Source organism: Amycolatopsis sp. WAC 01376 (assembly GCF_003947415.1).
Classification (GTDB): domain Bacteria; phylum Actinomycetota; class Actinomycetes; order Mycobacteriales; family Pseudonocardiaceae; genus Amycolatopsis.
In genome coordinates this window covers 254,193-278,012 of record NZ_QHKL01000007.1, presented here as the reverse complement: position 1 = coordinate 278,012, position 23,820 = coordinate 254,193, and the positions used below count along the sequence as shown (strand labels likewise).

Sequence of the window (23,820 nt, the reverse complement as noted above, 5' to 3'; positions counted from 1 at the left end):
GGCCCCGCTCCCGCCCGTTGTCCACCAGGTTTGCGGACATCCGGGTTGTCCACTTCGGGCCAGGTTTGTCCGGGTGTCTTGACATCGATGTCACAACCGAGTTTTTCTCTCTTGGCGTCACCGGTCCCCCTGCGAGAAAGCATTGGTGCAACGATGCCCCGAAGCGTCAGACCCTGGGTCTGCAGCCTTCTGAGTGCCACGGTCGTGGCGTCCGGGCTGGTAGCCTTCCCCGCCACAGCCGCGGCCGAAGAGGCCCCACCGGACTTCTACTCCTCGTTCGAGCCGGGTGAACCGGAGCCGACGTGGAGCGACACCGTCGACACCGACCCGTCGGGCAAGCCGAAGGCCTTCGGTGTCGACGGCGCGAACGCCACCACCATCCCCGGTGACATCCGCGGCAAGGTCACCGAGACCTCCGCCAACAGCGAGAACACCCCCAACGAGGGGGTCTCGAACCTCGTCGACGGCTCGACCGACACCAAGTGGCTGGCCTGGACGCCGACCGGCTGGGCGCAGGTCACGCTGTCCGAGCCGACGTCGATCACGCGGTACGCGCTGTCCTCGGCGAACGACTTCGACAACCGCAACCCGCAGGACTGGACGCTGCAGGGTTCCGCCGACGGCCAGAACTGGACCGAGCTGGACAAGCAGACCGGGCAGAAGTTCAGCGAGCCGTTCCAGACGAAGGAGTACCGCCTCGCGGCCGCGAGTGCCGCGTACAAGTACTTCCGGCTCGACGTCAGCAAGAACAACGGTGGCCCGATCATGCAGCTTTCGGAGCTGCTGCTGGCCAACGAGGACCCGGCCCCGCCGGCGCTGCCGAACATGCGCAGCTTCGCCGACAGCGGCCCGGGCAGCGGCTACACCAGCAAGAACCGGGTCGGTTTCACCGGCCTGCGGGCGTTCCGCTACTCCGGCAGCCACAAGGCGCAGGGGCACGGCTGGTCGTACAACAAGATCTTCGACGTCGACATCCCGGTGGCGGCGACCTCGGAGCTGTCGTACAAGGTGCAGCCGGAGTTCATCCGCGGCGACCTCAAGTATCCGAGCACGAACGTCGCGGTGGACCTGGCGTTCACCGACGGCACGTACCTGAGCCAGCTCGGCGCGGTCGACCAGTACGGCTTCGGGCTCTCGCCGCAGGGTCAGGGCGCGAGCAAGGTGCTCTACACGAACCAGTGGAACCTGGTGCGCTCGCAGATCGGCGTGGTCGCGAAGGGCAAGACGGTCGACCGGATCCTGGTCGGCTACGACAACGCCGACGGGCCGGGCTCGCTGCAGGGCTGGCTGGACGACATCAAGGTCTCGGCGACGCCGACGCCGCCGGCGAGCCTTCGCCCGTCGGACAACGTGCTGACCACGCGTGGCTCGCTGTCGAACGGGTCGTTCTCGCGTGGCAACAACATGCCCGCGACCGCGGTGCCGCACGGGTTCAACTTCTGGATCCCGACGACCGACGCGGGCACGTTGAGCTGGATGTACTCCTACCACTCGCGCAACAACGAGCAGAACCTCCCGGCGCTGCAGGCGTTCTCCGCGAGCCACGCGCCGAGTCCGTGGATGGCGGACCGGCAGACCTTCCAGTTCCTCCCCTCGACCGCGTCCGGGGTGCCGAACCCCGACCGTGAGGCGCGGAAGCTGCCGTTCAAGCACTCGAACGAGACCGCGCGGGCGCACTACTACGGCGTCGACTTCGAGAACGGGATCAAGACCGAGGTCGCGCCGACCGATCACGCGGCGCTGTACCGCTTCAAGTTCCCCGGCGCGGACTCGAACCTGATCTTCGACAACGTCAACAACAACGGCGGGCTCACCCTCGACCCGGCAGGCCGGGCGATCACCGGGTACAGCGACGTGAAGAGCGGGCTGTCCGCCGGTGCGACCCGGATGTTCGTCTACGCCACCTTCGACAAGCCGGTGACCGCCGGTTCGAAGCTGTCGACCGGTTCGGGCGACCAGAAGCGGGACAACGTCCTCGGCTACCTGAAGTTCGACGCGGGTGCCGACAAGACGGTGAACATGCGGATCGCGACCTCGCTGATCAGCGTCGATCAGGCGAAGAAGAACATGGAGCAGGAGCTCGCCCCGAACGCGACGCTCGAGTCGGTCGCCGACACCGTGCAGAAGGCGTGGGACGAGAAGCTCAAGGTCATCGAGGTCGAGGGCGCGTCGAAGGACCAGCTGATCACGCTCTACTCCAACCTGTACCGCCTGTTCCTGTACCCGAACTCCGGCTTCGAGAACGTCGGCACGGTCGAGAAGCCGGTGAAGAAGTACGCGAGCCCGGTGTCGCCGAAGACCGGCCAGGACACTCCGACGCAGACCGGGGCGAAACTGGTCGACGGCGAGTTCTTCGTCAACAACGGGTTCTGGGACACCTATCGCACGGTGTGGTCGGCGTACTCGCTGCTCAGCCCGGAGACCACCGGCAAGCTGGTGGACGGTTTCGTGCAGCAGTACCGCGACGGTGGCTGGATCTCTCGCTGGTCCTCCCCCGGCTACGCGGATCTGATGACCGGGACGAGTTCGGACGCTGCCTTCGCGGACGCTTATCTCAAGGGAGTCAAGGGTTTCGACGTCCAGTCGGCCTACGACTCGGCGATCAAGAACGCCACGGTGACCCCGCCGAACGGCGCGGTCGGCCGCAAGGGCATCGACGAGGGCACGTTCCTCGGGTACGCGCCGAACACCGCGGACCACGGGTTCTCGTGGGCGATCGAGGGCTACGTCAACGACAACGCGATCGCGAACATGTCGAAGAAGCTCCACGACGAGGCTCCGGCGAACGACCCGCGCAAGCAGGAGTACCTGGACAACTACGGGTACTTCACCGAGCGGGCCACGCAGTACGTGAATGTGTTCGACCCGAGTGTCGGCTTCTTCCAGGGCCGTGACGCGGCGGGCAAGTTCACCCGGAGCAAGGAGGAGTTCGACCCGGAGGTCTGGGGTATCGACTACACCGAGACCAACGCGTACGGCATGCGGTTCTCGGTCCCGCAGGACGGGCAGGGCCTGGCGAACCTCTACGGCGGCAAGGCGGGGCTGGCGTCCAAATTGGACGAGTTCTTCGCCAAACCCGAGCAGGGGCTCAAGTTCGGCACCTACCCCGGGGTCATCCACGAGATGACCGAGGCGCGGGATGTGCGGATGGGCATGTACGCGCATTCCAACCAGGCCGCGCACCACACGCTCTACATGTACGACTACGCGGGTCAGCCGTCGAAGACGCAGGCGAAGGTCCGCGAAGCGCTGTCCCGGCTGTACGTCGGCAGTGAGCTCGGCCAGGGCTACGGCGGCGATGAGGACAACGGTGAGCAGTCGGCGTGGTGGCTGTTCGGCATGCTGGGCTTCTACCCGCTGCAGGTCGGCAGTTCGGACTACGCGATCGGCTCGCCGCTGTTCACCAAGGCGACCGTGAACCTGCCGGGCGGCAAGAAGATCGTGGTCAACGCGCCGAAGAACAGCGCGAAGAACGTCTACGTGCAGGGTCTGAAGGTGAACGGCAAGGCGCAGACCTCGACGTCACTGGCGCATTCGGCGATCGGGAACGGTGGGACGCTCGACTTCGACATGGGCCCGAACCCGTCGTCGTGGGGTACCGGCCCGGATGACGCGCCGAAGTCGATCACCAAGGGCGACGCGGTGCCGACGCCGGTGCACGATCTGACCAAGCCGGTCTCCGGTGGGGACGCCGCGTTCTTCGACAACACGTCGCGGACCGAGGCGAAGGTCAAGGCGCCGATCCAGTATCAGGTGCCCTCGACGAACGAGGCGGGTTCGTTCTACACGCTGACTTCGGGCAAGGGCGCGGGCGACGCGAAAAGCTGGGTGCTGAAGGGTTCCTACGACGGGAAGACGTGGGCGGTCGCGGATCAGCGGACCGACCAGAAGTTCTCGTGGCGTCAGCAGACCAGGGCGTTCAAGATCGCGAACCCGGCGCACTACGCCCACTACCGGCTCGAGGTCACCGCGACCACGGGCGGGGAGGCGTCGCTGTCGGAGTTCGAGGTGCTGGGCAAACCCGACGCGGCGTGCACGCAGACGATCACGGGCGAGCGCAAGGGCCCGCTGACCGTGCGGGACGGGGTGACCTGTGTGGACGGTGCGACGGTGTCCGGTCCGGTGTCGGTGGCGGCGGGCGCGAGCCTGATCGTCCGCGGCGGGACGATCTCCGGTCCGCTGACCGCGAACGGTGCGGCGCAGATCGTGCTGGACCGGACCAAGGTGAACGGCCCGGTGTCGATCACCGGGGCGACCGGACCGGTCTCGATCGAACTGACCGAGATCGGCGGACCGGTGGCGTTGACGGGCAACAAGGGGCCGGTGCTGACTGCGAGCACGATCGGCGGACCTCTGGCGTGCGCGGCCAACTCCCCCGCTCCGACGGACTACGACCTGCAGAACACCGTCCGCGGCCCGACCGCCGGGCAGTGCGCGAAGCTGTAGTCCTCCGGTACGTACGTGAAGGCCCCCTTCATTGCGCCTAGCGCCGTGAAGGGGGCCTTCACATCTATTCGGGACGTCGGCCGCGGAGGATGCCGAAGCCGACGAGGGCCGCGGACAGCAGGGTGAGCGCGAGCCCGCCGCAGGTGATCGCCTTCGGGAAGTCGGCCGACTGCTGAGCCGCCGTCAACGCGCCGGGAAAGACCACCGCCAGGATGGTGCCGCTCAGCGCGATGCCGATCCCGGTGGTGACCTCGCTGGAGGTATCGACGAGCGCGGCCCCGATGGTGGTCCGGTTCGGGGGCAGGCCACGCATGACGTTGGTGCCCGCCACGACTCCGACCACACGCATTCCCGCTGCCACGAGGGCGAGCGCGACGGCGACCCAGATGTAACCGAGTCCGCCGAACACCGTGTAGACCGCGAGCCCGCACACCACCGCGGCGGCGCTGAGCCAGGCGGCCTTGCCGAGACCGACGCGGGTGATCAGCGGGGTGATGAGAGCGCCGCCGGCGATGAGGACGACGACCTGGGGCAGCATCCCCAGCGCCGCCTGAGCGGGCGCCCAGCCGAGACCGAACTGGAGCTGCAGTGTCACGAGGTACCCGAGCCCGGCGGTCGCCAGCCCCGCCGCGGCTTTGAGGGCCAGGCCGCTGGACACGAGCGGGCGGGCGATGAGTTTCAGGTCGAGCAAGGGATGCCGGGCGGTCTTCTCGCGGATGACGAAGCAGATCGCGGCGGCGAGCGCGGCCACGGTGGCGCCCCAGGGCAGAGCCGAGGCGGTGCCCGCTTCGACGAAGAGCGTCGGGGCGAGCAGCGCGAGGACGATCGTCGCGGTTCCCAGCGCCGCGCCGGCGACGTCGATCGGATCGCGGTGCAGGCCGGCGGGATCGTCGGCCGGGATACCGGCCCGGATGCCGAGGAACGCGAGCGCGGCGATCGGCACGTTCACCAGCAGCAGCGCCTGCCACGGCGCAACGGTGAGCACCAGTCCTCCGGCTGTGGGGCCGACGGCGAGACCGATCAGGCCCACGGTCGAGATCAGGGTGGTGGCCCGGACGCGCAGCACGTCTTCGTCGAACAGGCGGAACGCGAGGGCGAGCGATCCCGGTGTCGTCATCGCGGCCGCGACACCCATGACGGCCCGGACGGTGATGAGCTGCCACGCGACGGTGACGAACATCGTGGCCAGGCTCGCCACGCCGAGCAGCACGAGCCCGGCGAGCATGACCTTGCGCCGTCCGATCCGGTCGGCCAGCGCACCGAACGCCAGCATCAGCCCGCCGAACACGACGGAATACACGCCGGTCACCCATTGCAGGGTGGTGGTCGAGGCGGAGAGTTCGCGGCCGATGGTCGGCAACGCGACGTTGAGGATCGAGTTGTCGAGCATCTCGACCAGGAACACGGCCGAGAGCCCGGCCAGCGCCGGCCAGGCTTCGAGCAAGGACCGGCTTTCAACGTGGGTACGCAAAGAAAAACTCCTTCACTGGGAAGGAGTGACGGTTCATTCGATACCGTTTATGCGCGTGCCGATCGGACAGCACGTTTCTACCCCGATACCGCGATCTTACCATCGCTGCTCTGTTCGAGTGGAAGTGTTTTCCGCTACTGCGGGTAAGGAGCGCCGGACGCTAGCGTCGGCTGGGGAGAGCATCCGCGCTTACAGGGGAGATTTTTTCTTATGGTGCAAAGAAAATCGTCGCGGCCTTTGCTGAGAACCCGGCTCGTTGCCGCGCTCACCGTCGCCGGGTTGATCGCCACCACGGGTACCGCGCTCGCCGACACCAGCGCCGACCGCAAGGTCGTGCAGGAGGCGCTGGACCAGATCACCGTGAACGGAGTGCTCGGCGTGCAGGCCAGGGTGAGCGACGGCGCGCAGCGGTTCACCGCTCGCTCGGGAAAGGCGGAGCTGGGTTCGCATCGCCCGGTGCCGGAGAACGGCCGGTTCCGCGTCGGCAGCATCACCAAGACGTTCGTGTCGACAGTGCTGTTGCAGATCGCGGGCGAAGGCAAGCTCGACCTGGATGCGCCGGTCGTCCGTTACCTGCCCGGTTTGATCGACGGCCGCATCACGGTCCGCCAGGTCCTGCAGCACACCAGCGGCCTCTACAACTACACCAGCGCGTTACCGCTCGACCCGGACGAATTCGAGCAGATCCGCTACAAACACTGGGCACCCGAGCAGCTGCTCAAGCTCGCCACCGACAAGCCACTCGACTTCGCCCCCGGCACCCGGTGGAGCTACTCCAACACCAACTACGTGGTCGCGGGTCTGCTGGTGGAGAAGCTGACCGGCAAGCCGTACGGAAAGGCGGTCGAGCAGCGGATCTTGAAGCCGTTGCACCTCGACGGCACCGAGGTCCCTGGGGACAACGTCGAGATCAGGGGCCCGCACGCCCACGGTTACGTAACCGTGGCGGGTGAACCGAACGACGTCACCCGGATCAACCCGTCGGTCGCGTGGGCCGCCGGCGAGATCATCTCCACCACCCGTGATCTGGACACGTTCGTCGTGGCGCTCGCGAGCGGCAAGCTGCTCAAACCCGCGCAACAGCGGGAGATCAGCAAGACCACCACGGTCAGCCCCGATTACGGCCTTGGCCTCCAGGTGCAAACCCTGCCGTGCGGCAGCAAGGTGTGGGGCCACGGCGGCGGCATCCCCGGCTACTCCTCGCAGCTGCTGACCACGCCGGACACCAAGAAGCGGCTGGAGCTCTCGGCCACGAGCGCGCCGACCGGGGGCGATCCCAACCCTGCGCTCCTCAAGCTGCTCGACGAAGTCTTCTGCTGAGGTCTTCCGGTCAAGGCAGAGCCGTGAGGGCCTCCTTCCCTACCCTGAGAGTAAGGAACTCGGCACTCGTGGGCGTGTCCTTGATCAACGGAAAGTTGGGGACGTTGAGTGTCCCTGATCTTCCGTTGATCAAGGGCGAGCCGAGTGGGGCAGGCCTGATTCTGGGCGCTGGCGGGGCTTCAGTGTCCACAAGGGACACCGTCGGGCGATTGGGTGTCCGATTGATGCCGCTACGCACGTTTCTGCGAGGGGGTCGTGAGTGGTAATGAGGGTTAGAACGACAAAAATCACTCACGACCCCTCGCGAAACCGTGCAAGTCACCCAAACCGGGCACACTTATCTCACCAAGTGTCCCTTATGGACAGTCAAGATCCGGGCGAGTATGCGACTTTGCCGGGACCCTGGCGCTAGACGCGAAGAAGGAGGCCCTCACGTACTGCGAACCGGTCAGGCAGGAGCGCCCCGCACCGCCAGTTTCTGCACGTCCATGTACAGGCAGCCTGCCGTCGTGGGCTGCGGCGAGCAGACCCTGCCCGGATAGAACGACAGCTGGTTGGACGAAACGGTCAGCCGTACGAACTGCACCCCGGTCGCGCTGCCCGGCGCGAGCTGGAGCGCGGTGAGCTTGTTCAGGTCGGCGGGTTCGAAGTCGCCGGTGCCCGCCTTCACCCACGTCGTGCCGTCCACCGAGGTCTCGACGGTGACGTCCTTGGCCGCGGCGGGCGGGTCGTCGCCGCAGATGTTGGACGGGTCGATCTCGATGGCGCTGACGTTGACGGGTTTGCCGAGTTTGATCGTGACGAATCGCGTCTCGACCGTGCCGTCGGCACGGACGACCTTGTCGGTCGACCAGCCGCCACCGCCGAGCACCGACGACTTCACCAGGTCACCGGGACCGCAGCCGTACGGCGTGAAGTCCTCGCCGTTGAACGCGGTGACACCGGCACCCGCGTCGGTGGAGGCCCAGTTGAACCGCAGTGACCAGTCGACCTTGGTGGTCCCCGAGCGCACCGAGACCGCGCGGGTCTCGCTGTCGGCGCCGCCTCCGGAGGCGTAGACCTTCGGATAGGTACCGGGGAGCACTCCGGGAATGGTGTAGCCGCCGCCGGGGTCGGTGACCGCGGACAGCGAGCCGCCGAATCCGGAGTCGTGACCGCTGAACCGGACGGCGACGCCGCCGATCGGGGCACCGCTTTCGCGTTCGGTGACCTTGCCGGTCACGGTCCCGGTCGGGGTGCCGGCGGGCGGCGGGGTGGAGAAGTCCTCGGCCGGTGCGGTGTCGGCGCCGGTGATCGACGCGGCGAAGTAGCCCATGCCGCGCGCGGCGAAGGTCTTCCACAGTTCGGCGTGCGCGCGGCCGCCGTTGATCACCGTGTCGGCCTGCAGGATCGAGTTCCGCATGTCGAGGAACGACGGCGACGCGGGCGAAAGCTCCATCGCGCGGGTGACCAGCGCCCGCGTCAGCTGCACACCGAGCGCGGAGCGGAGGTCCCATAGCGCGCTCGCCCAGATCTCGCCGTCGGCGTGCACCTCCGGGAAGCCGATGATCCGGCCGAGGTCTCCGTAGGTGTAACCACCGGGCCCCGCCCCCGGCGTGCCGGGACACTGCGGTGCACCGGCGCCGACCGGGCAGTCCAGCGGCTGGGTGCGGGCGAGGGGGACGCCGTTGCTCACGTAGTCGCCGCCGAGGAGTTCACCGGGCGCCGAGGTGTCCTTGATCGCGTTGCGCCCGACGAGGTAGTCGAAGGCGTACCAGTCGCTCCAGGCCTCACCCATCGCCCCGGACTGGAAGGAGTTCAGCGTGGAGTTGCCCTGCGCGTCGACGACGAGCCGGTTGGACAGGCCGTGGCCGTACTCGTGGTGGATGATCGTGGCGTCGTCGGCGGAGTTCGCCGCGAGGAACGGGTCGGTGGGGTCCCGGGGGTCGTGGAACAGGAACATCCCCATCGTCGGCGGCTGCCCGTCCGGCGGGGTGCCCATGAACGCGTTGTCGTAGTAGCCCGGTTCCTGCGCGCCGAGCAGGGTGTGGACCTGGACGGCGTCGCCGTCGAGCTTCTCGAAGTTGCCGGCCTCGCGGGTGAAGCCGATCGGGAAGGAGGCGAGGTGGTCGTGGAAGCTCCCGACGTAGGCCAGTGCCTGCACGGCGTTCTGTTCGCGGTTCTTCGCCCACGAGCCCGGAGTCTTCGGATCCCAGGAGCACGGCCTCGCCGACGAGCACGGCGGGCCGACGACGCCGGTGAAGTCGGTGAACTTGTAGCGGTAGGTGCCGTCGGTGTTCGGCCCGATCTCCTCCTGCGGCTGGAACTTCAGGTCGCCGTTGATGTCGGCGGCGACGTGCGCGACGTTGCCGTCCAGCGTCTTGGCGTCGGCGGGCAGCCAGCCCTTCTGGGTCAGGTTGACCTGCTTCTGCGGGCCCGGCTGGGCTTCCCAGGCGAGGCCTTTGGCACCGGCAGCGTCGTTGGCGTCGTTGGCGTGGTTCACCAGGTTCTTGCGGTAGAGCAGCTTGCCGGTGCCGGCGTCGGTCACCTCCTGGAACATCTTGTCCACGGCGGGTTCGGCCAGCGTGTACCAGGCGGTTCGGATCCCGTCGCCGGTCAGGAAAGCGACCATTTTGGAGTCCGGGGCGGGGGCGGCCAGCGTGGCCACGCTCAGCGACGCGGGAAGGTCGCGCACGGGCGCCCCGTCCAGCTGGATCAGCCTGCCGTCCTTGGCCACGTGTGCCTTCAAGCCGTTGCCGAACACCGGAACCCCGCCGACGGACTGGGTGAAGGACAGATGGTGGGTGCCTTCGACGTCGACGTAGTCCTTGCGCAGGTTCAGCTTCGCGGTGTCTCCCGCGCTGAGGCCGACGAGGCCTTCTTTCTCCCGCAGGTAGTTCAGCACGATGTCGCGGGGTGATTTCCCGCTCGGTCCGGTGAGGAACCCGTCGGTGCGGGCGAGGACACGGGGGGTGCCGGTCAGCTCGTCGTAGTCGAGCACGGCCTGGTTGCCCAGTTCCGCGCGTGCCTTCGCGACGGAATTCGCCCGTGACGCCGAGAGCCGGTCGTGCGCGCCGAGGACGCGCGGGCTGGTTCTCGCCGTGTCGCGGACATCGATGTCCTTTCCGGATCTGTCCGGTGTGGTGTGCACGGCGCCCGGTGCCGGTGCCGCTCCGGCTTGGGGCGCTGTGACCAGCGCTAATACTGTGATTGCGGTCGCGGCGCACAACGAGGTACGCGAACGCGACGAACGTGACGTCACTCCAGACCCCTCTCTTGGTGGTGACGCAGACGTTCTCTTCGTACCGATACAGTCACAGTGGACGTCAGCGCCGATCAGGTACGGAATTCCCGCTGAGCGGGACCCTCGCGGCTGAGCGTCCACAGTGGATCGAACGGGATTCGTAGGGGAAGATGGACAGCGCCACGGAATTCGAGCGGCTGCGCCCTGTCATGTTCGGTCTCGCGTATCGCCTGCTCGGTTCGGCGGCGGAGGCGGAAGACGCCGTTCAGGACGCTTATCCGAAGTGGGCGGGCGCCGACCACGGGTCGATCGCGTCGCCGCGGGCGTGGCTGGCGAAAGTGGTCACCAATCTCTGCCTGAACCGGCTGACCTCGGCCAGGGCACAGCGAGAGCGTTATGTCGGGCCGTGGCTGCCCGAACCGGTCCTGACCTCGGATGACGTGCTCGGTCCGCTGGAGACGGCGGAGCAGCGGGATTCGGTGTCGCTGGCGATGCTGGTGCTGCTCGAACAGCTCAGCCCGGTCGAGCGGGCGGTGTTCGTGTTGAAAGAGGCCTTCGCGTACAGCCATCGTGAGATCGGCGAGATCCTCGACCTGTCCGAGGTCAACTCACGCCAGCTGCACAGCCGAGCGCGACGGGCGCTGAACCGGTCGGACGAGCGACGGGCGTCGAATCCGCGACACCTCGAGAAGCTCGTCGAGAGCTTCCTGTCGGCGGCGCGGGACGGCGATCTGCCCGCTTTGGAGAGCTTGCTGACCGCCGATGTCACGGCGTGGTCCGACGGCGGCGGCAAGGCCACCGCGGCCCGGCGTCCGGTGCACGGCGCGGCCAAGGTCGCGCGGCTGTACGCCGGGATGTTCGCCGGTGCCGGCCAGGTGTCGATCAGGATCGGCGAGGTCAACGGCGGTCCCGCGGTGATCGCGACGGCAGGCGGCGCCCTGTACGGCATCCTCGGGTTCGAGATCGTGGACGGCCGGATCTCGGGGCTCCGCGCGGTCGCGAATCCGGACAAACTGGCGTTCCTGTCACGGCAGCTGTCACGTTCCGGATGGCCGGCCGGTTCTTGAGGGTGGAAGCTCTCGTGAACGGAGGATCAAGGTGGCGAACCCGATTCTGGTGACCGGTGGTACCGGCGACCTCGGCCGTGAGGTGGTGCGGCGGCTGGTCGCCGGAGACCGGCAGGTCCGGATCATGAGCCGGCGGCCGCGTCCCGCGGAGGAACCGAACGAGTGGGCACGGTGCGATCTGAAGACCGGTGACGGTCTCGCCGAGGCTGTCGATGGTGTCTCGGCGATCATCCATTGCGCGTCGACGCTGGGTCGCGGGGACGAGCAGGTGACCCGGAACCTGGTCGAGGCGGCGCGGCGCGCGGGCGGCCCGCATCTGGTGTACATCTCGATCGTCGGCATCGACGTGATCCGGTTCTTCTATTACAACGAGAAGCTGGCCTCGGAGAAGGTGATCGAGAAGTCCGGTCTGCCGTGGACGGTGCTGCGCGCGACGCAGTTCCACGAGCTCGTCGCGCGGGCGTCGTCGGCGCAGCGGCGGCTGCCGGTGACGTTCATGCCGTCGGGGTTCCGGTTCCAGCCGGTCAGCACCGGCGACGTCGCGGACCGGCTGGTCGAGCTGGTGTCCGGTGCGCCGTCGGGGCGGGTACCGGATATGGGCGGTCCCGAGGTGCGCGGCGCCCGTGACCTGGCGGAGGCGTACCAGCGGTCGGCGGGGCGCCGGAAGCCGATCGTGCCGCTGTGGCTGCCGGGCAAGGCGGCGCGGGCGTTCCGGGCGGGCGGCAACCTGACCCCGGAGAACGCGACCGGCACGGGCACTTTCGAGGAGTTCCTCTCCTCACGCGTTTAGTCCTCCGGACGCGGCACACCGAGCCGGGCTCACGCGTGCGAGTTACGGTGGCCTGGTGACGATCACCGGGTTCTTCTCCTCCTTCGAAACGGGTGATCCGCAGCCGGTGGATCCGGCCTTGCGCGTCGGCACCGGGCCGCGGTCGTCGCCGACCGCGAAGACCGGCGTCGGGTTCACCGGCGCGCACGCCCTCCGCTACGAGAACACGCTGCGCGTCAGCCTGTTCGAAGTGGACATCGAGGTCACCGGCGACACAGAACTGTCCTATGTGGTCTTCCCCGAGGCCGGGACCGACTATCGCGGCACCTTCGTGGCCCTGGACGTCGAGTTCGCCGACGGGACGTCCGCGGGGTTCAGCGCCGCCGGGCAGGGCTTGGACAAGACGCTGTACGTGGACCAGTGGAACCTCGTGCGCCGCAGGCTGGGCGAGTTCGCCGGACGACGGATCGCCCGGATCGTCCTGGTCAGCGAACCACCGGACGGCGAGGGCGCGGGCTGGGTGGACGACGTCCGGATCACCGACCGCGCGATCGAGATCCGCGAGCCGGTCGACCACGTCCGCACCACCCGCGGCACGCATTCCAGCGACAAGTTCTCGCGGGGCAACAACTTCCCGGCGACCGCGGTCCCGCACGGCTTCAACTTCTGGACCCCGGTCACCGACGCGGGCGTCACCAACTGGATCTACAGCTACCACCGGCACAACGACGCCGCGAACCGTCCCGCGCTGCAGGCGTTCGCGCTGTCGCATCAGCCGAGTCCGTGGATGGGCGACCGGCACACCTTCCAGGTGATGCCGGGCATCGGCCCGGTCGAGTCCGACCGGGCCCGCCGCGCGCTCGCGTTCTCCCACGACGACGAGATCGACCGGCCGCATCACTACGGTGTCGGGTTCGCCAACGGCATCACCACCGACATCGCCCCGACGGATCACGCGGCGCTGTTCCGCTTCACCTTCCCGGGTGACCATGGCTGGCTGCTGTTCGACAACGCCCGCAACCGGGGAAGTCTGCGGGTCGACCCGGCGAACGGTGTCCTCACCGGCCACACCTGGGTGCGCAGCAGGTTGTCGGCCGGGGCGCGGCGGATGTTCGTCCACGCCGAGTTCGACGTCCGCGCCGAAAACGGCTGGAGGATCCGGCGCCCGGTGTGGCGCACGGTGACCGGGTTCCTGGAGTTCGCGGCCGGCGAGGTGACGATGCGGATCGCGACGTCGCTGATCAGCCTCGCGCAGGCCAAGCGGAACCTCGACCAGGAGATCCCCGCCGGGACGACCTTCGAGCAGGTGCGCGATCAGGCCCGCGCGCAGTGGACCGAGGTGCTGGGCCGGGTCGAGATCGAGGGAGCGACCGAGGACCAGCGCACGACGTTCTACTCCAGTCTCTACCGCCTGTTCCTGTATCCGAACTCCGCGCACGAGGACACCCCGAAGGGCGTCCGCCACGCGAGCCCGGTCATCCGCCGCCTCTGGCCCAGCACGCGCACCCGGACCGGCGCGAAGGTCGTGGACGGCGAGATGTACGTCAACAACGGCTTCTGGGACACCTACCGCACCACCTGGCCCGCGTACGCGCTGCTCACCCCAAGCCGGTGCGGGCGGATGATCGACGGGTTCGTCCAGCAGTACCGCGAAGGCGGCTGGATCTCACGCTGGTCCTCCCCCGGCTACGCCAACCTCATGACCGGCACCAGTTCCGACGTGGCGTTCGCCGACGCGTACCTCAAGGGGGTGCGCGGATTCGACGTCGAGGCCGCCTACGAAGCGGCGCTGAAGAACGCGACGGTGACGCCGCGCGGGCAGAGCGTCGGCCGCAAGGGCCTGCACGAATCGATCTTCCTCGGGTTCACGCCGACGTCGGTCCACGAGGGACTGTCGTGGGCGCTGGAGGGCTGTATCAACGACTTCGGCCTGGCCAATCTCGCCGAGGCACTCGGACATGACGACGACGCCGCGTACTTCCGGCAGCGCTCGCAGCAGTACGCGAACCACTTCGACCACCTGATCGGGTTCTTCCAGGGCCGCAACCGGGACGGCAGCCGCCACTTCGCCGCCGAGGGCTACGACCCCGAAGCGTGGGGCGGCGACTTCACCGAGACGAACTCCTGGAACACCGCCTTCTCCGTGCCCCACGACGGCGCCGGCCTCGCGGCGCTGCACGGCGGGACCGAAGCGCTTGAGTCCAAACTGGACACGTTCTTCGCGACACCGGAGACCGGCCGCAAACCGGGTTCCTACGGTGGGCTGATCCACGAGATGACCGAAGCGCGCGACGTCCGGATGGGACAGTACGGGCATTCCAACCAGCCGTCGCACCACATTCCCTGGATCTACCACCACGCGGGCGCGCCCTCGAAGACGCAGCGGATCGTGCGGGAGGTCCTGCGGCGGCTCTACGTCGGGAGCGACCTCGGCCAGGGCTACCCCGGCGACGAGGACAACGGCGAAATGTCCGCTTGGTACGTCTTCGCCGCGCTCGGGTTCTACCCGCTGGCGATGGGCAGCCCCGAGTACGCGATCGGCGCGCCGCTGTTCACGAAGGCGACCGTCCACCTCGAGAACGGGAAGGACCTGGTCGTCGAGGCGCCCGGCAACACCGACGACACCGTGTACGTCCAAGGGCTGACGATCGACGGACGGCCACACGAGAGCACCACGCTCCCGCATTCCGCGCTGGCCGAGGGCGCGAAACTGGAGTTCACGATGGGTGAGCGGCCGTCGGACTGGGGCCGCTCCCCCGTCGAACCCGCCGATCCGCGACCACTCACGGACATCACGGCGGTCGACGGACCGCTGTTCGACGACACCACCAAGACCGAGATCACCTTCCCCGGGCGCGAACCGGTCATCGAGTTCCCCGTCGACGACGCTTCTCGCGACGTCGTCATGTACACGCTGACCTCGGGAAGCCGCCGGGGTGATCCGCGTTCGTGGGTACTGGAGGGATCCGACGACGGCGAGCACTGGACGCTGCTGGACCAGCGTGAGGGCGAGACGTTCCGATGGCGCCGCCAGACGCGGCCGTTCGCCCTCGCCGAGCCGGCGCGGCACGCCCGATACCGTCTTCGCGTCACCTCGTCCACCGCCCGCCGGGTCACCCTCGCCCAAGGAGAGCTGCTCGCCCGATGATCACCCGCATCACCCAGGCCACGACCGACCGTCTGGTCGCCTCCGATCCCGGCCTGGTCCGGCTCCGGCTCGGCTTCTCGGCCGTCCTCAGCATCGTCGTCGCGGTGCTGGCCATCCTGCCGTTCCACCAGCCGCTCACGGTCACCCTCGTCGCCGCGATCGCCGCGATGACCTCCGCCTTCACCGTCAACGACGAGACCCCCGGGAAGCAGGCGGTGACGCTGGTACTGGGGCTGCTGCTCGGTGCGGCGTCACTCACCGCGGCCAGTGTGGGATCGGCGGTGCCGCCGCTGGACAGCGTCGTGTTCGTGCTGCTGATCTTCGTCGCGGTTTACGCCCAACGGTTCGGTTCGCGCGGGATCGCGCTGGGCTCGCTGTCGTTCTTCCTGTTCTTCTTCGCGATGTTCCTGCAGACGCATTTGAAGCAGGTCCCGGCGCTGCTGCTGGCGCTGACCATCGGGATCGCGGCCAACGCGGTGGTCCGGTTCGTCCTGCTGCGCAGGGACACCGACGCGGAGTTCCTCCGGATCCGGCGGGCGTTCCGGGCCAGGCTCGCCGCGGTGGTGAGGGCGGCCGAGGATCACCTCGCGGTGGGCGGCAGCGAGCGCACCCGCAAGCGGCTCCGCAGGATGAACGCCCGGATGCACGAATCCGTGCTGCTCATCGAGGACACCGCTCCGGAGGTGACCGGCGCGGAATCGGCGAATCGGCTCCGCCGCCGGGCGATCGAGGTCGAACTGGCGGTGCAGTGGCTGACGATCACCGTGCAGCGCACCTGTGCCGAAGATCTCGACGAGGACGTCCGGGACGATCTGATCGCGCGGATGCGGCGGTTCCGGTCGCTGATCGAACGCGATCCCCGCGAGCTGCCGCTGATCAGCGAGACCGAAGAGTTCAGCAAGATGCTGGTGGAAGGCAGCCGGATCGACGAGCACGCCGCCCCCGGTGACGGCGTCCGCCGCGCGCTCGCCGAACTCGCGCTGGCCGATGTGCGGGCACAGCGGGTCGCCGAGCACGACGTCTCCGACACGGCCGACGACCCCGAAGATCCCGACGAGGGGAAGTCGGCGGCGTTCGCCTACGACAACCAGACACGCAGCGCCATCCAGGCCGTGGTGGGCGGCGGGCTCGCCGTGCTCGGCGGTGAGCTGGTGTCGAGCCAGCGGTGGTACTGGGCGGTGTTGACGGTGTTCGTAGTGTTCATCGGCTCGTCGACGGCGGGGGCGACGTTCGTCAAGGGTGTCCGGCGGCTCGGCGGCACGCTGATCGGGATTGTCGGCGGGCTGGTGCTGACGCTGCTCGTGTCGGGCAGTGTGCCGGCGACGCTGGCGCTGATCCTGGTGTGCGTGTTCGGCATGGTCTACATGGCGCGGGTGTCGCAGGTGATCATGGCGTTCTTCATCACCAGCATGCTGGGGCTGCTGTACAGCCTGTTGGGCACGTTCAGCATCGAGGTGCTGTGGATCCGGGTCGCGGAAACCGCAGTGGGCGCGGCGGCCGGGGTGCTGGCGGCGGTGGTGATCGTGCCGGTGCGCACGCGGGCGGTGATGCTGGACGACGTCTCGGCGTTGCTGGAGGAACTGGACGAGTTCGTCGAGAAGGCCGCGGGCCTGCTCTCCGGTGCCGAGAACGTGAGCGTCATCGAGAAGTCGCGTGACCTCGACCGGGCGGTGGACAAGGTTCGCACGACGATCGAGCCGCTCACCCATCCGGTGAATCTCAGCAGCCGCCGCGACTACGGCTGGCATGTGCTCACGACGGTGGAGACCATCGCCTTCCGCGCCCGCCACGTCGCGGCGCGCTCGCAACCAGGGCTGCTGCTCAACGAGGCGGATCGGCTGCTGCTGTACACCGGGCGAATCCGCGAGAACACCTCGGTGCTGAGGAAGGCCATGGGCGATCCGGGCGGACTCGCCCGCGGCACGCTGATCCGCGACGACGGCACGCCGGTGGCCGACCGGATCGACGATCCGCAGGCGCGTTCGGTACTCAACAGTCTCGGGCATCTCGACGAGACGGTGATCGCGCTGGGCCGCGTGTTCGGAGTCGAGGCCACGGATCCGGCGCCGTCCGGGAAGTCGTGAGGGGTGCTCGGTCCGTGGGGATGTCGTGAAGGGCACCTTTGAGACGATGAAGGTCTCAAAGGTGCCCTTCGCGACATAAGAGATCAGGGCCGTCAGGGATCAGTTCTTCGGTTTGGGACAGGACTTCCAGGAGAAGTGGTAGGTGGTCTTGATGGCGCCGTCGGTCGAGTCCATGGTGACGAAGCTGGTGGTCTTCTTCGGATCGGAAGTGCCGACCGCGGCCCGCAGTTCCGTGTTGATGTTGAAGTTCCGGTCCTCACCACAGGGTTTGTAGACGATGGCGCCGACTTCGATCTCGTCGGTGAACTGCCAGTTGTCCTCGAACGGTCCCTTCAGGCCGTGGTTCACGAAGGACGTCGGGGAATTGCCCTGGAAGTAGTAGTTGGCTCGCTCCAGCCCGGTCGCTCCCGCGGCCAAGGAGGCGAATCCGCGGTAGTCGGTGCCCGCGATGCCGTAGGTGAAGCCCTGCGGCACGTGGACATAGAGGTTGAGCTGGCAGTTCTTGCGCAGATCGGTCGGCTTCGCACCGACGCCGACCTGGGCGGTGTACTCGCTGTAGGTGACCGTGAACGCGGTGTTGTCCGGAGACACGGAAACAGCCGCGGTACCCGGTCTGCAGCCGGTTCCGTTGACCGTCACGACGTCGATGATGATCTTGTCGGACGGCAACGGAGGCGGCACCCAGGCGTTCGGTGTGACGACCGAGGACAACAGGGTCACGGCAGCGACCAGCACGTTGAGCATGGGATCCTTCCCAAAGCTTCCACACGGCGGAACTGGGCGGATTCGAGGTCAGCGAGACGTTCTTTCCCGGCCCGCCCGCCGATCGGGACGAAAACGGATTCGGTCACCGGACACAGGGGTGACCGCCGAAAATGGGGTCGAGAAGACTCGCCGCCGCCGGACAGGGCGGCGACGAGCTGCGGAGTCGTCGTTCAGAGCGGCCAAGGTCCTGAACGGGCAGGGGTGGACGGCCTTCTTCCGGACCGGGAAGCAGGCCGTCACCCTGGTGGAGCGGTCAGGAGGCCGGGCAGGTCTTCCACGAGAAGTGGTAGGTGGTCTTGAACGCGCCGTCGGTCGAATCCATCGTGATGAAACTGGTGGTCTTCTTCGGATCCGACGAACCCGCGCCGACCCTCAGTTCCGTGTTCACGTTGAGATTCCGGTCCTCACCGCACGGCTTGTAGATGATGACGCCACCTTCGGCCTCGTCACGGAATTGCCAGTTGTCCGACAACGGCCCCGTGATGGGGTGGCTCACCTGCGCGGTCGGCGAATTTCCCTGGAAGTAGTAATTCGCCCGCTGGAGCCCTTTGGCGCCGGATTCGAGCGAAGCGAAACCGCGATAATCGGCACTGGCGATACCGTAGGTGAATCCCTGCGGAATGTGGATGTTGAGGTTCAGCTGGCAGTTCTTCCGGAAGTCGGTCGGCTTCGCGCCGACGCCGACCTGGGCGGTGTATTCGCTGTAGGTGACCGTGAAGGAGCTGTTGTCCCTGGCGACGGCGACCGCCGACGAACCCGGCGGACAGCCGGAACCATTGACGGTGACCACGTCGATGACGACCCGGTCGGGCGGGGGTACCGGCGGCGGTGACATGCTGTTCGGGGTTATTATCGACGAGAAAAGCGATACGGCGGCAACCACTGCATTGAGCATGGGGTCCTTCCCGAAAACTTCCACACGGGGGGCGGGGAACTGGGCGGACTCATGTTAGCGAAACGATCTTCACGATGCCGCCCGCCGATCGGACGCAATTCGGCACGGCAATCGGTTCATGAAATGACATTATGGTCTGTAACCGTTTTCCGGAGCATATGAGAACGCCACCCGGCCCGGAAAACACCATTCGATTCGCACGATATGAAAAGGCTCTCGCGGATTCGGCGTTGACGATTCCGGTGAGACAGCGCGGGCGCTCGCGGCCGCCCACCCGCCACCTCGGCGCCCTGGAGAGCGTGGGCCCGATCACCTGGCAGCGTTATCGATCAAGAAAACAGTGACTGGACGCACCCGAACGGCGACTCGGGACAGGACTAGCATCGCGGTACAAGTCGATGTCGCCTCAAGCTGGAGAACCGCAATGACCCAAGCCCCTGTCAACGTCACCGTCACCGGTGCGGCCGGCCAGATCGGCTACGCGCTGCTCTTCCGCATCGCGTCCGGTCAGCTTCTCGGCCCGGACACCCCGGTGAAGCTGCGGCTCCTGGAGATCCCGCAGGCGGTCAAGGCGGCTGAGGGCACCGCGATGGAGCTCGAAGACGGCGCGTTCCCGCTGCTGTCGGGCATCGACATCTTCGACGACCCGAAGCAGGCCTTCGAGGGCGCGAACGTCGCCCTGCTGGTCGGCGCCCGTCCCCGCGCCAAGGGCATGGAGCGCGGCGACCTGCTCGAGGCCAACGGTGGCATCTTCAAGCCGCAGGGTGAGGCCATCAACGCCGGCGCGGCGAGCGACATCAAGGTCCTCGTGGTCGGCAACCCGGCCAACACCAACGCCCTCATCGCCCAGGCGCACGCGCCCGACGTCCCGGCCGACCGCTTCACCGCGATGACCCGCCTCGACCACAACCGCGCCCTCGCGCAGCTGTCGAAGAAGCTGGGCGTGCCGGTGACCGAGCTGAAGAAGGTCGCGATCTGGGGTAACCACTCCGCGACCCAGTACCCGTCGATCGCGCACGCCGAGGTGTCCGGCAAGCCCGCGACCGAGGTCATCACCGACCAGCAGTGGCTGGCCGACGACTTCATCCCGACCGTCGCCAAGCGCGGCGCGGCGATCATCGAAGCCCGTGGCCTGTCCTCCGCGGCGTCGGCCGCCTCCGCCGCGATCGACCACGTATACACCTGGGTCAACGGCACCCCCGAGGGTGACTGGACCTCGGCGGCGGTCGTGTCCGACGGCTCCTACGGTGTCCCGGAGGGCCTGATCTCCTCGTTCCCGGTCACCGCCGCGAACGGCGAGTACAAGATCGTCCAGGGCCTGGAGATCGACGACTTCTCGCGCGCCCGCATCGATGCTTCGGTCAACGAGCTTGCCGAAGAGCGCGACGCGGTGAAGAAGCTCGGCCTCATCTGAGCCTGACCCGCTTCACGAAGGCGGCCGTGTCCCCCGGGACGCGGCCGCCTTTTCGCTGCCGATGATCGTGTCGAGATTCGTACGGGTGGTCTCCAGCTCGCCGATCGCCGCGTCGATCCGGTCACGCTGCTGCCGCAGGGCGTCGACCAGCTCTGGGCAATCCGGGGTCAACCAGCCGTCCTCGTCGACGATGCAGGGCAGGATCTCCAGGATCTGCGCGGTGTTCAGCCCCGCCCCGAGCAGGATCCTGATCCGCCGCACCGCCGCCACGTCGACGTCCCCGTACACGCGATAACCGCTCGGCCGCCGCTCCGGGGTGAGCAGACCCTGCTCCTCGTAGTACCGCAGCGCGCGCTCACTGACGCCGGTCCGCCGCGCGAGTTCCCCGATCCGCATCCGCACTCCAGACTTGACTCTCACGTCAATGTCAAGGTTTAGCTTAGCCGCCATGACCACCGTGACCGTCCTCGGACTCGGCCCCATGGGACACGCCCTCGCCACCGCGTTCACCGCCGCCGACCACCCCACCACCGTCTGGAATCGCACCCCTGGCAAGGAAAACGGCCTCGACGCCACCGTCGCCACCACCGCGGCGGAAGCGATCGAGGCGAGCCCGCTCGTGCTCGTCTGCGTGCGCGACTACGCCGTGGCACAGTCGATCCTCGACGCCGACGCACTCAAAGGCCGCACGCTCGTGAACCTCAGCGGCGGATCACCACGGCAAGCCCGCGCGATGGCGACATGGGCCACCGAACACGGCATCGACTACCTCGACGGCGTCATCATGGCGACCACCGACGCCATCGGCGGCCCGGACGCCGCCCTGTTCTTCAGCGGACCCGCCGACGTCTACGAAACACACCGCCCCACGCTGGCCGCACTCGGCGAGAACGCCCAATACGTCGGCGACTCCCCCGGCCGCGCCGCCGCGTTCGACGCGGCCCTGCAGGACATGCTCTGGACCTCCATGAGCGGCGTGATCCACATGTTCGCGCTCGCCAAAGCGGAGAACATCGGCGCCACCGACATCGCCGCACACGCGAAAGCACTGCTCGGCTTCTTCCCCGACATGATCGACTTGCTCGCCGGGCAAGTCGCCGCCGAAAACTACGCCGGCGACGCGGGCACCCTCGAAGCCACCGCGGCGACCATGGACCACATCCTCGACGCGATCCGCGCGCAAGACCTCGACAACGGCGTCCTCACCGCCGCCCGAGCCCAAGTGCAGCAAGCGATCGACACCGGCCACGGCTCCGACGGGTTCGCCAGGCTCGCCGCACTCCAGTGAGAGCCAGGTGGTCGTGAGTGGTAGGGACGCTGCTGGCGAGACTCTTGGGAAGGAGTCCTTCACGGACCACACTTTCCGGCGCCTTGCTCGCTTGAAGAACGTGAAGGGGCCCTTCATGTACTTGGCGAAAACCTTCGCGCGCCATCATTGTTACTGGTGGGGCTACGGGGGCTAGAAGCGTGCGTGCCAAGTCCGTGAAGGCCTCCTTAAGGGACCCAGAGTCCCTCAAGGAGGCCTTCACGGACCTGCGAGCCTGACCCCGCCCGCCGCACTCCAGTGAAAGCCAGGTGGTCGTAAATGGCGACGCGGGTTCTGGCGAGCCTCTCTCTCGGGCTGAGCGCAGTCCGGCATGAGATGAGGGACCCCTTCCCTACTCTCAGGGTAGGGAAGGAGCCCCTCACGGACACGCGATCCCGACCCGCCCGCCGCAGCTACCTAGAACACCCTTGGCCTGGCCCGAATCACCACTCACGACCCGGACCGGAACTGCCGCGCCGTGATGCCGTACTGGTTCATCTTCCGGTACAGCGTCGCCCGGCCCATCCCGAGCTTCTCCGCCGCACCGACCACAGTGGACCCCGGCTCGGCGAGACAACGCACGATCTCGTCCCGCTCCATCGCCTGCAACCGGCCCAACCGATGCCCCACCCCGGAGAACACTTCCGCCGGCAGATGCTGCGTGTCGACCACGTCCGACCGTGACGCCGCCTCCCGCACCACCCGGCGCAGCTGCTTGGCGTTCTCCGGCCAATCACAGGCTGTCAGCGCCCGCACCGCGGCCGGAGTGAACACGACTTCACGACCCCGGTCACGGCGCGCGAAATGATGCGCCAGCGGGAGCACGTCATCCGGCCGGAACCGCAACGGCGGCACCTCGACCACGACCTCCACCAGCGGGGCAAACGCCTCCGGAAGCGCACCGGCGTCCGCCGCGGTGAGCACGAACGGCGGCGGCTCACCCGCCCGCCGAGCCTCGGCGAACAACCCGGCCAACTCGGCGGCCGCCCACGCCGGAAGCGTGTCCACCCCCGAGACGATCACGCACGTCCCGTCCTTGACCAGCTCAGGAGTCCACAACGTCAACCACGTGTCGACGTCGTCCGGCGCGGGCGGACGCGCGTTCAGCACCCGGTCCCTCGGCCGCATCGCCCGCCGCGCAGCCGACGCGAGCGCCGTCTTCCCCGCCCCGTTCTCACCGACGACAGCGGCCACCCGCCCGCGGCTCAACGCCGAACGCACCTCATCGAGCGCATCCGACCAGCCGGGCGACAGACTCGGGGCGTCAGCCGGATCGAACCGGTCGGAGTGCACCCGGAACACCTCACCACGCGGCGCCGGCCGCGGAGTCCGACCCGACGCCCGCGCCAGCATCAACGCCGCCGTGTTCCCGGCCGCCGCCTGCGCCAACGCCAGCAGCAACTCCGAAGACTGATCCGACCACGTCGTCAGATTCACACTCCCGGCCAGCGCACCGGTCAACGGATCCAGCACCGGCACCGCCGCACACGTATACCCCCGCAAACCCGTGCAATAGTGCTCCGCCGCCCGCACCAGCGTCGGCGCGCGATCGGCCAGCGCCAAGCCCAGCCCGTTCGTCCCCGCGTTGCTCTCCGCGAAGTAGAACCCCGGCGCCAGGTGGACCCGATCCAACGACCGGACGATCGACGCGTCCGTGCACAGCCTGCTCAGCACCAGACCCTCACTGTCGGTGATCATCAGGCTGACCGGCTCGTTCGCCAGCGTCGCCTGCAACCCCCGCAGCACCTCGTTGCCGCACTCGTACAACAGCGAACCGGTGTCCAGCGAACCCGTGAACACCGGCCGCACCTCGTCCTCGGGCGCGCCGTACCGGGCGCTGCGCTGCCAAGACGCCCGCAACCGCGGCGCGATCACCGCGTTCGCGCTCTCCACATCGACCTCCCGGGACGCC

General features: G+C 67.9%; 14 protein-coding genes. 8 read left to right on the top strand and 6 right to left on the bottom strand.

Going from position 1 to position 23,820, the window contains the following annotated elements; translation table 11 throughout:
- Positions 1–153 precede the first annotated feature (153 nt).
- Positions 154–4,446, top strand: coding sequence for a GH92 family glycosyl hydrolase (locus tag DMH03_RS31835; protein ID WP_125795688.1), 4,293 nt, complete (start codon positions 154–156; stop codon positions 4,444–4,446).
- 64 nt (positions 4,447–4,510) lie between these two features.
- On the opposite strand, the gene DMH03_RS31830 is transcribed toward DMH03_RS31835, so the two are convergent.
- Entirely contained in the window at positions 4,511–5,917 is a 1,407-nt protein-coding gene (locus tag DMH03_RS31830) for an MFS transporter (RefSeq protein WP_125795687.1), read from the bottom strand.
- A gap of 237 nt (positions 5,918–6,154) precedes the next feature.
- Between DMH03_RS31830 and DMH03_RS31825 the strand changes: the two genes are divergently transcribed.
- Complete coding sequence (locus tag DMH03_RS31825) at positions 6,155–7,237, top strand: serine hydrolase domain-containing protein (RefSeq protein WP_370311003.1); 1,083 nt, start codon at positions 6,155–6,157, stop codon at positions 7,235–7,237.
- Positions 7,238–7,685: 448 nt separating this feature from the next.
- On the opposite strand, the gene DMH03_RS31820 is transcribed toward DMH03_RS31825, so the two are convergent.
- Complete coding sequence (locus DMH03_RS31820; RefSeq protein ID WP_233611745.1) at positions 7,686–10,367, bottom strand: M36 family metallopeptidase; 2,682 nt, start codon at positions 10,365–10,367, stop codon at positions 7,686–7,688.
- A 263-nt stretch (positions 10,368–10,630) separates the two neighbouring features.
- Between DMH03_RS31820 and DMH03_RS31815 the strand changes: the two genes are divergently transcribed.
- From DMH03_RS31815 to DMH03_RS31800, 4 genes are read left to right on the top strand one after another with little or no spacing between them, the layout of a single operon-like run.
- The gene (locus tag DMH03_RS31815) at positions 10,631–11,527 is read left to right on the top strand and encodes an RNA polymerase sigma-70 factor (protein ID WP_125795684.1); all 897 of its coding nucleotides are present in this window, start codon (positions 10,631–10,633) and stop codon (positions 11,525–11,527) included.
- Between the two features lie 31 nt (positions 11,528–11,558).
- Positions 11,559–12,317, top strand: coding sequence for an SDR family oxidoreductase (locus tag DMH03_RS31810; RefSeq protein WP_125795683.1), 759 nt, complete (start codon positions 11,559–11,561; stop codon positions 12,315–12,317).
- A 55-nt stretch (positions 12,318–12,372) separates the two neighbouring features.
- Positions 12,373–15,444 (top strand): GH92 family glycosyl hydrolase, encoded by a 3,072-nt coding sequence (locus DMH03_RS31805; protein WP_125795682.1) that lies wholly within the window; start codon positions 12,373–12,375, stop codon positions 15,442–15,444.
- Positions 15,441–17,528 carry an FUSC family protein gene (locus tag DMH03_RS31800; protein ID WP_125795681.1) on the top strand — a complete coding sequence of 696 codons (2,088 nt, stop codon included), beginning with the start codon at positions 15,441–15,443 and terminating at the stop codon, positions 17,526–17,528. The genes DMH03_RS31805 and DMH03_RS31800 overlap by 4 nt, the downstream gene beginning before the upstream one ends.
- 99 nt (positions 17,529–17,627) lie before the next feature.
- Here DMH03_RS31800 and DMH03_RS31795 read toward each other — a convergent pair whose 3' ends face one another.
- A complete protein-coding gene (locus DMH03_RS31795; RefSeq protein WP_125795680.1) occupies positions 17,628–18,272 on the bottom strand; it encodes a DUF4360 domain-containing protein in 645 nt (214 codons plus the stop codon).
- Between the two features lie 274 nt (positions 18,273–18,546).
- Entirely contained in the window at positions 18,547–19,188 is a 642-nt protein-coding gene (locus tag DMH03_RS31790; protein WP_199749097.1) for a DUF4360 domain-containing protein, read from the bottom strand.
- A 424-nt stretch (positions 19,189–19,612) separates the two neighbouring features.
- Here DMH03_RS31790 and DMH03_RS31785 point away from each other — a divergent pair, with 424 nt between their 5' ends.
- Positions 19,613–20,602, top strand: coding sequence for a malate dehydrogenase (locus tag DMH03_RS31785; RefSeq protein WP_125787678.1), 990 nt, complete (start codon positions 19,613–19,615; stop codon positions 20,600–20,602).
- A gap of 12 nt (positions 20,603–20,614) precedes the next feature.
- Here DMH03_RS31785 and DMH03_RS31780 read toward each other — a convergent pair whose 3' ends face one another.
- Entirely contained in the window at positions 20,615–20,998 is a 384-nt protein-coding gene (locus DMH03_RS31780; protein WP_125795679.1) for a MerR family transcriptional regulator, read from the bottom strand.
- A 52-nt stretch (positions 20,999–21,050) separates the two neighbouring features.
- Between DMH03_RS31780 and DMH03_RS31775 the strand changes: the two genes are divergently transcribed.
- Complete coding sequence (locus DMH03_RS31775; protein WP_125795678.1) at positions 21,051–21,890, top strand: NAD(P)-dependent oxidoreductase; 840 nt, start codon at positions 21,051–21,053, stop codon at positions 21,888–21,890.
- Positions 21,891–22,358: 468 nt separating this feature from the next.
- On the opposite strand, the gene DMH03_RS31770 is transcribed toward DMH03_RS31775, so the two are convergent.
- The gene (locus DMH03_RS31770; protein WP_199749096.1) at positions 22,359–23,801 is read right to left on the bottom strand and encodes a helix-turn-helix domain-containing protein; all 1,443 of its coding nucleotides are present in this window, start codon (positions 23,799–23,801) and stop codon (positions 22,359–22,361) included.
- Positions 23,802–23,820: the final 19 nt, after the last annotated feature.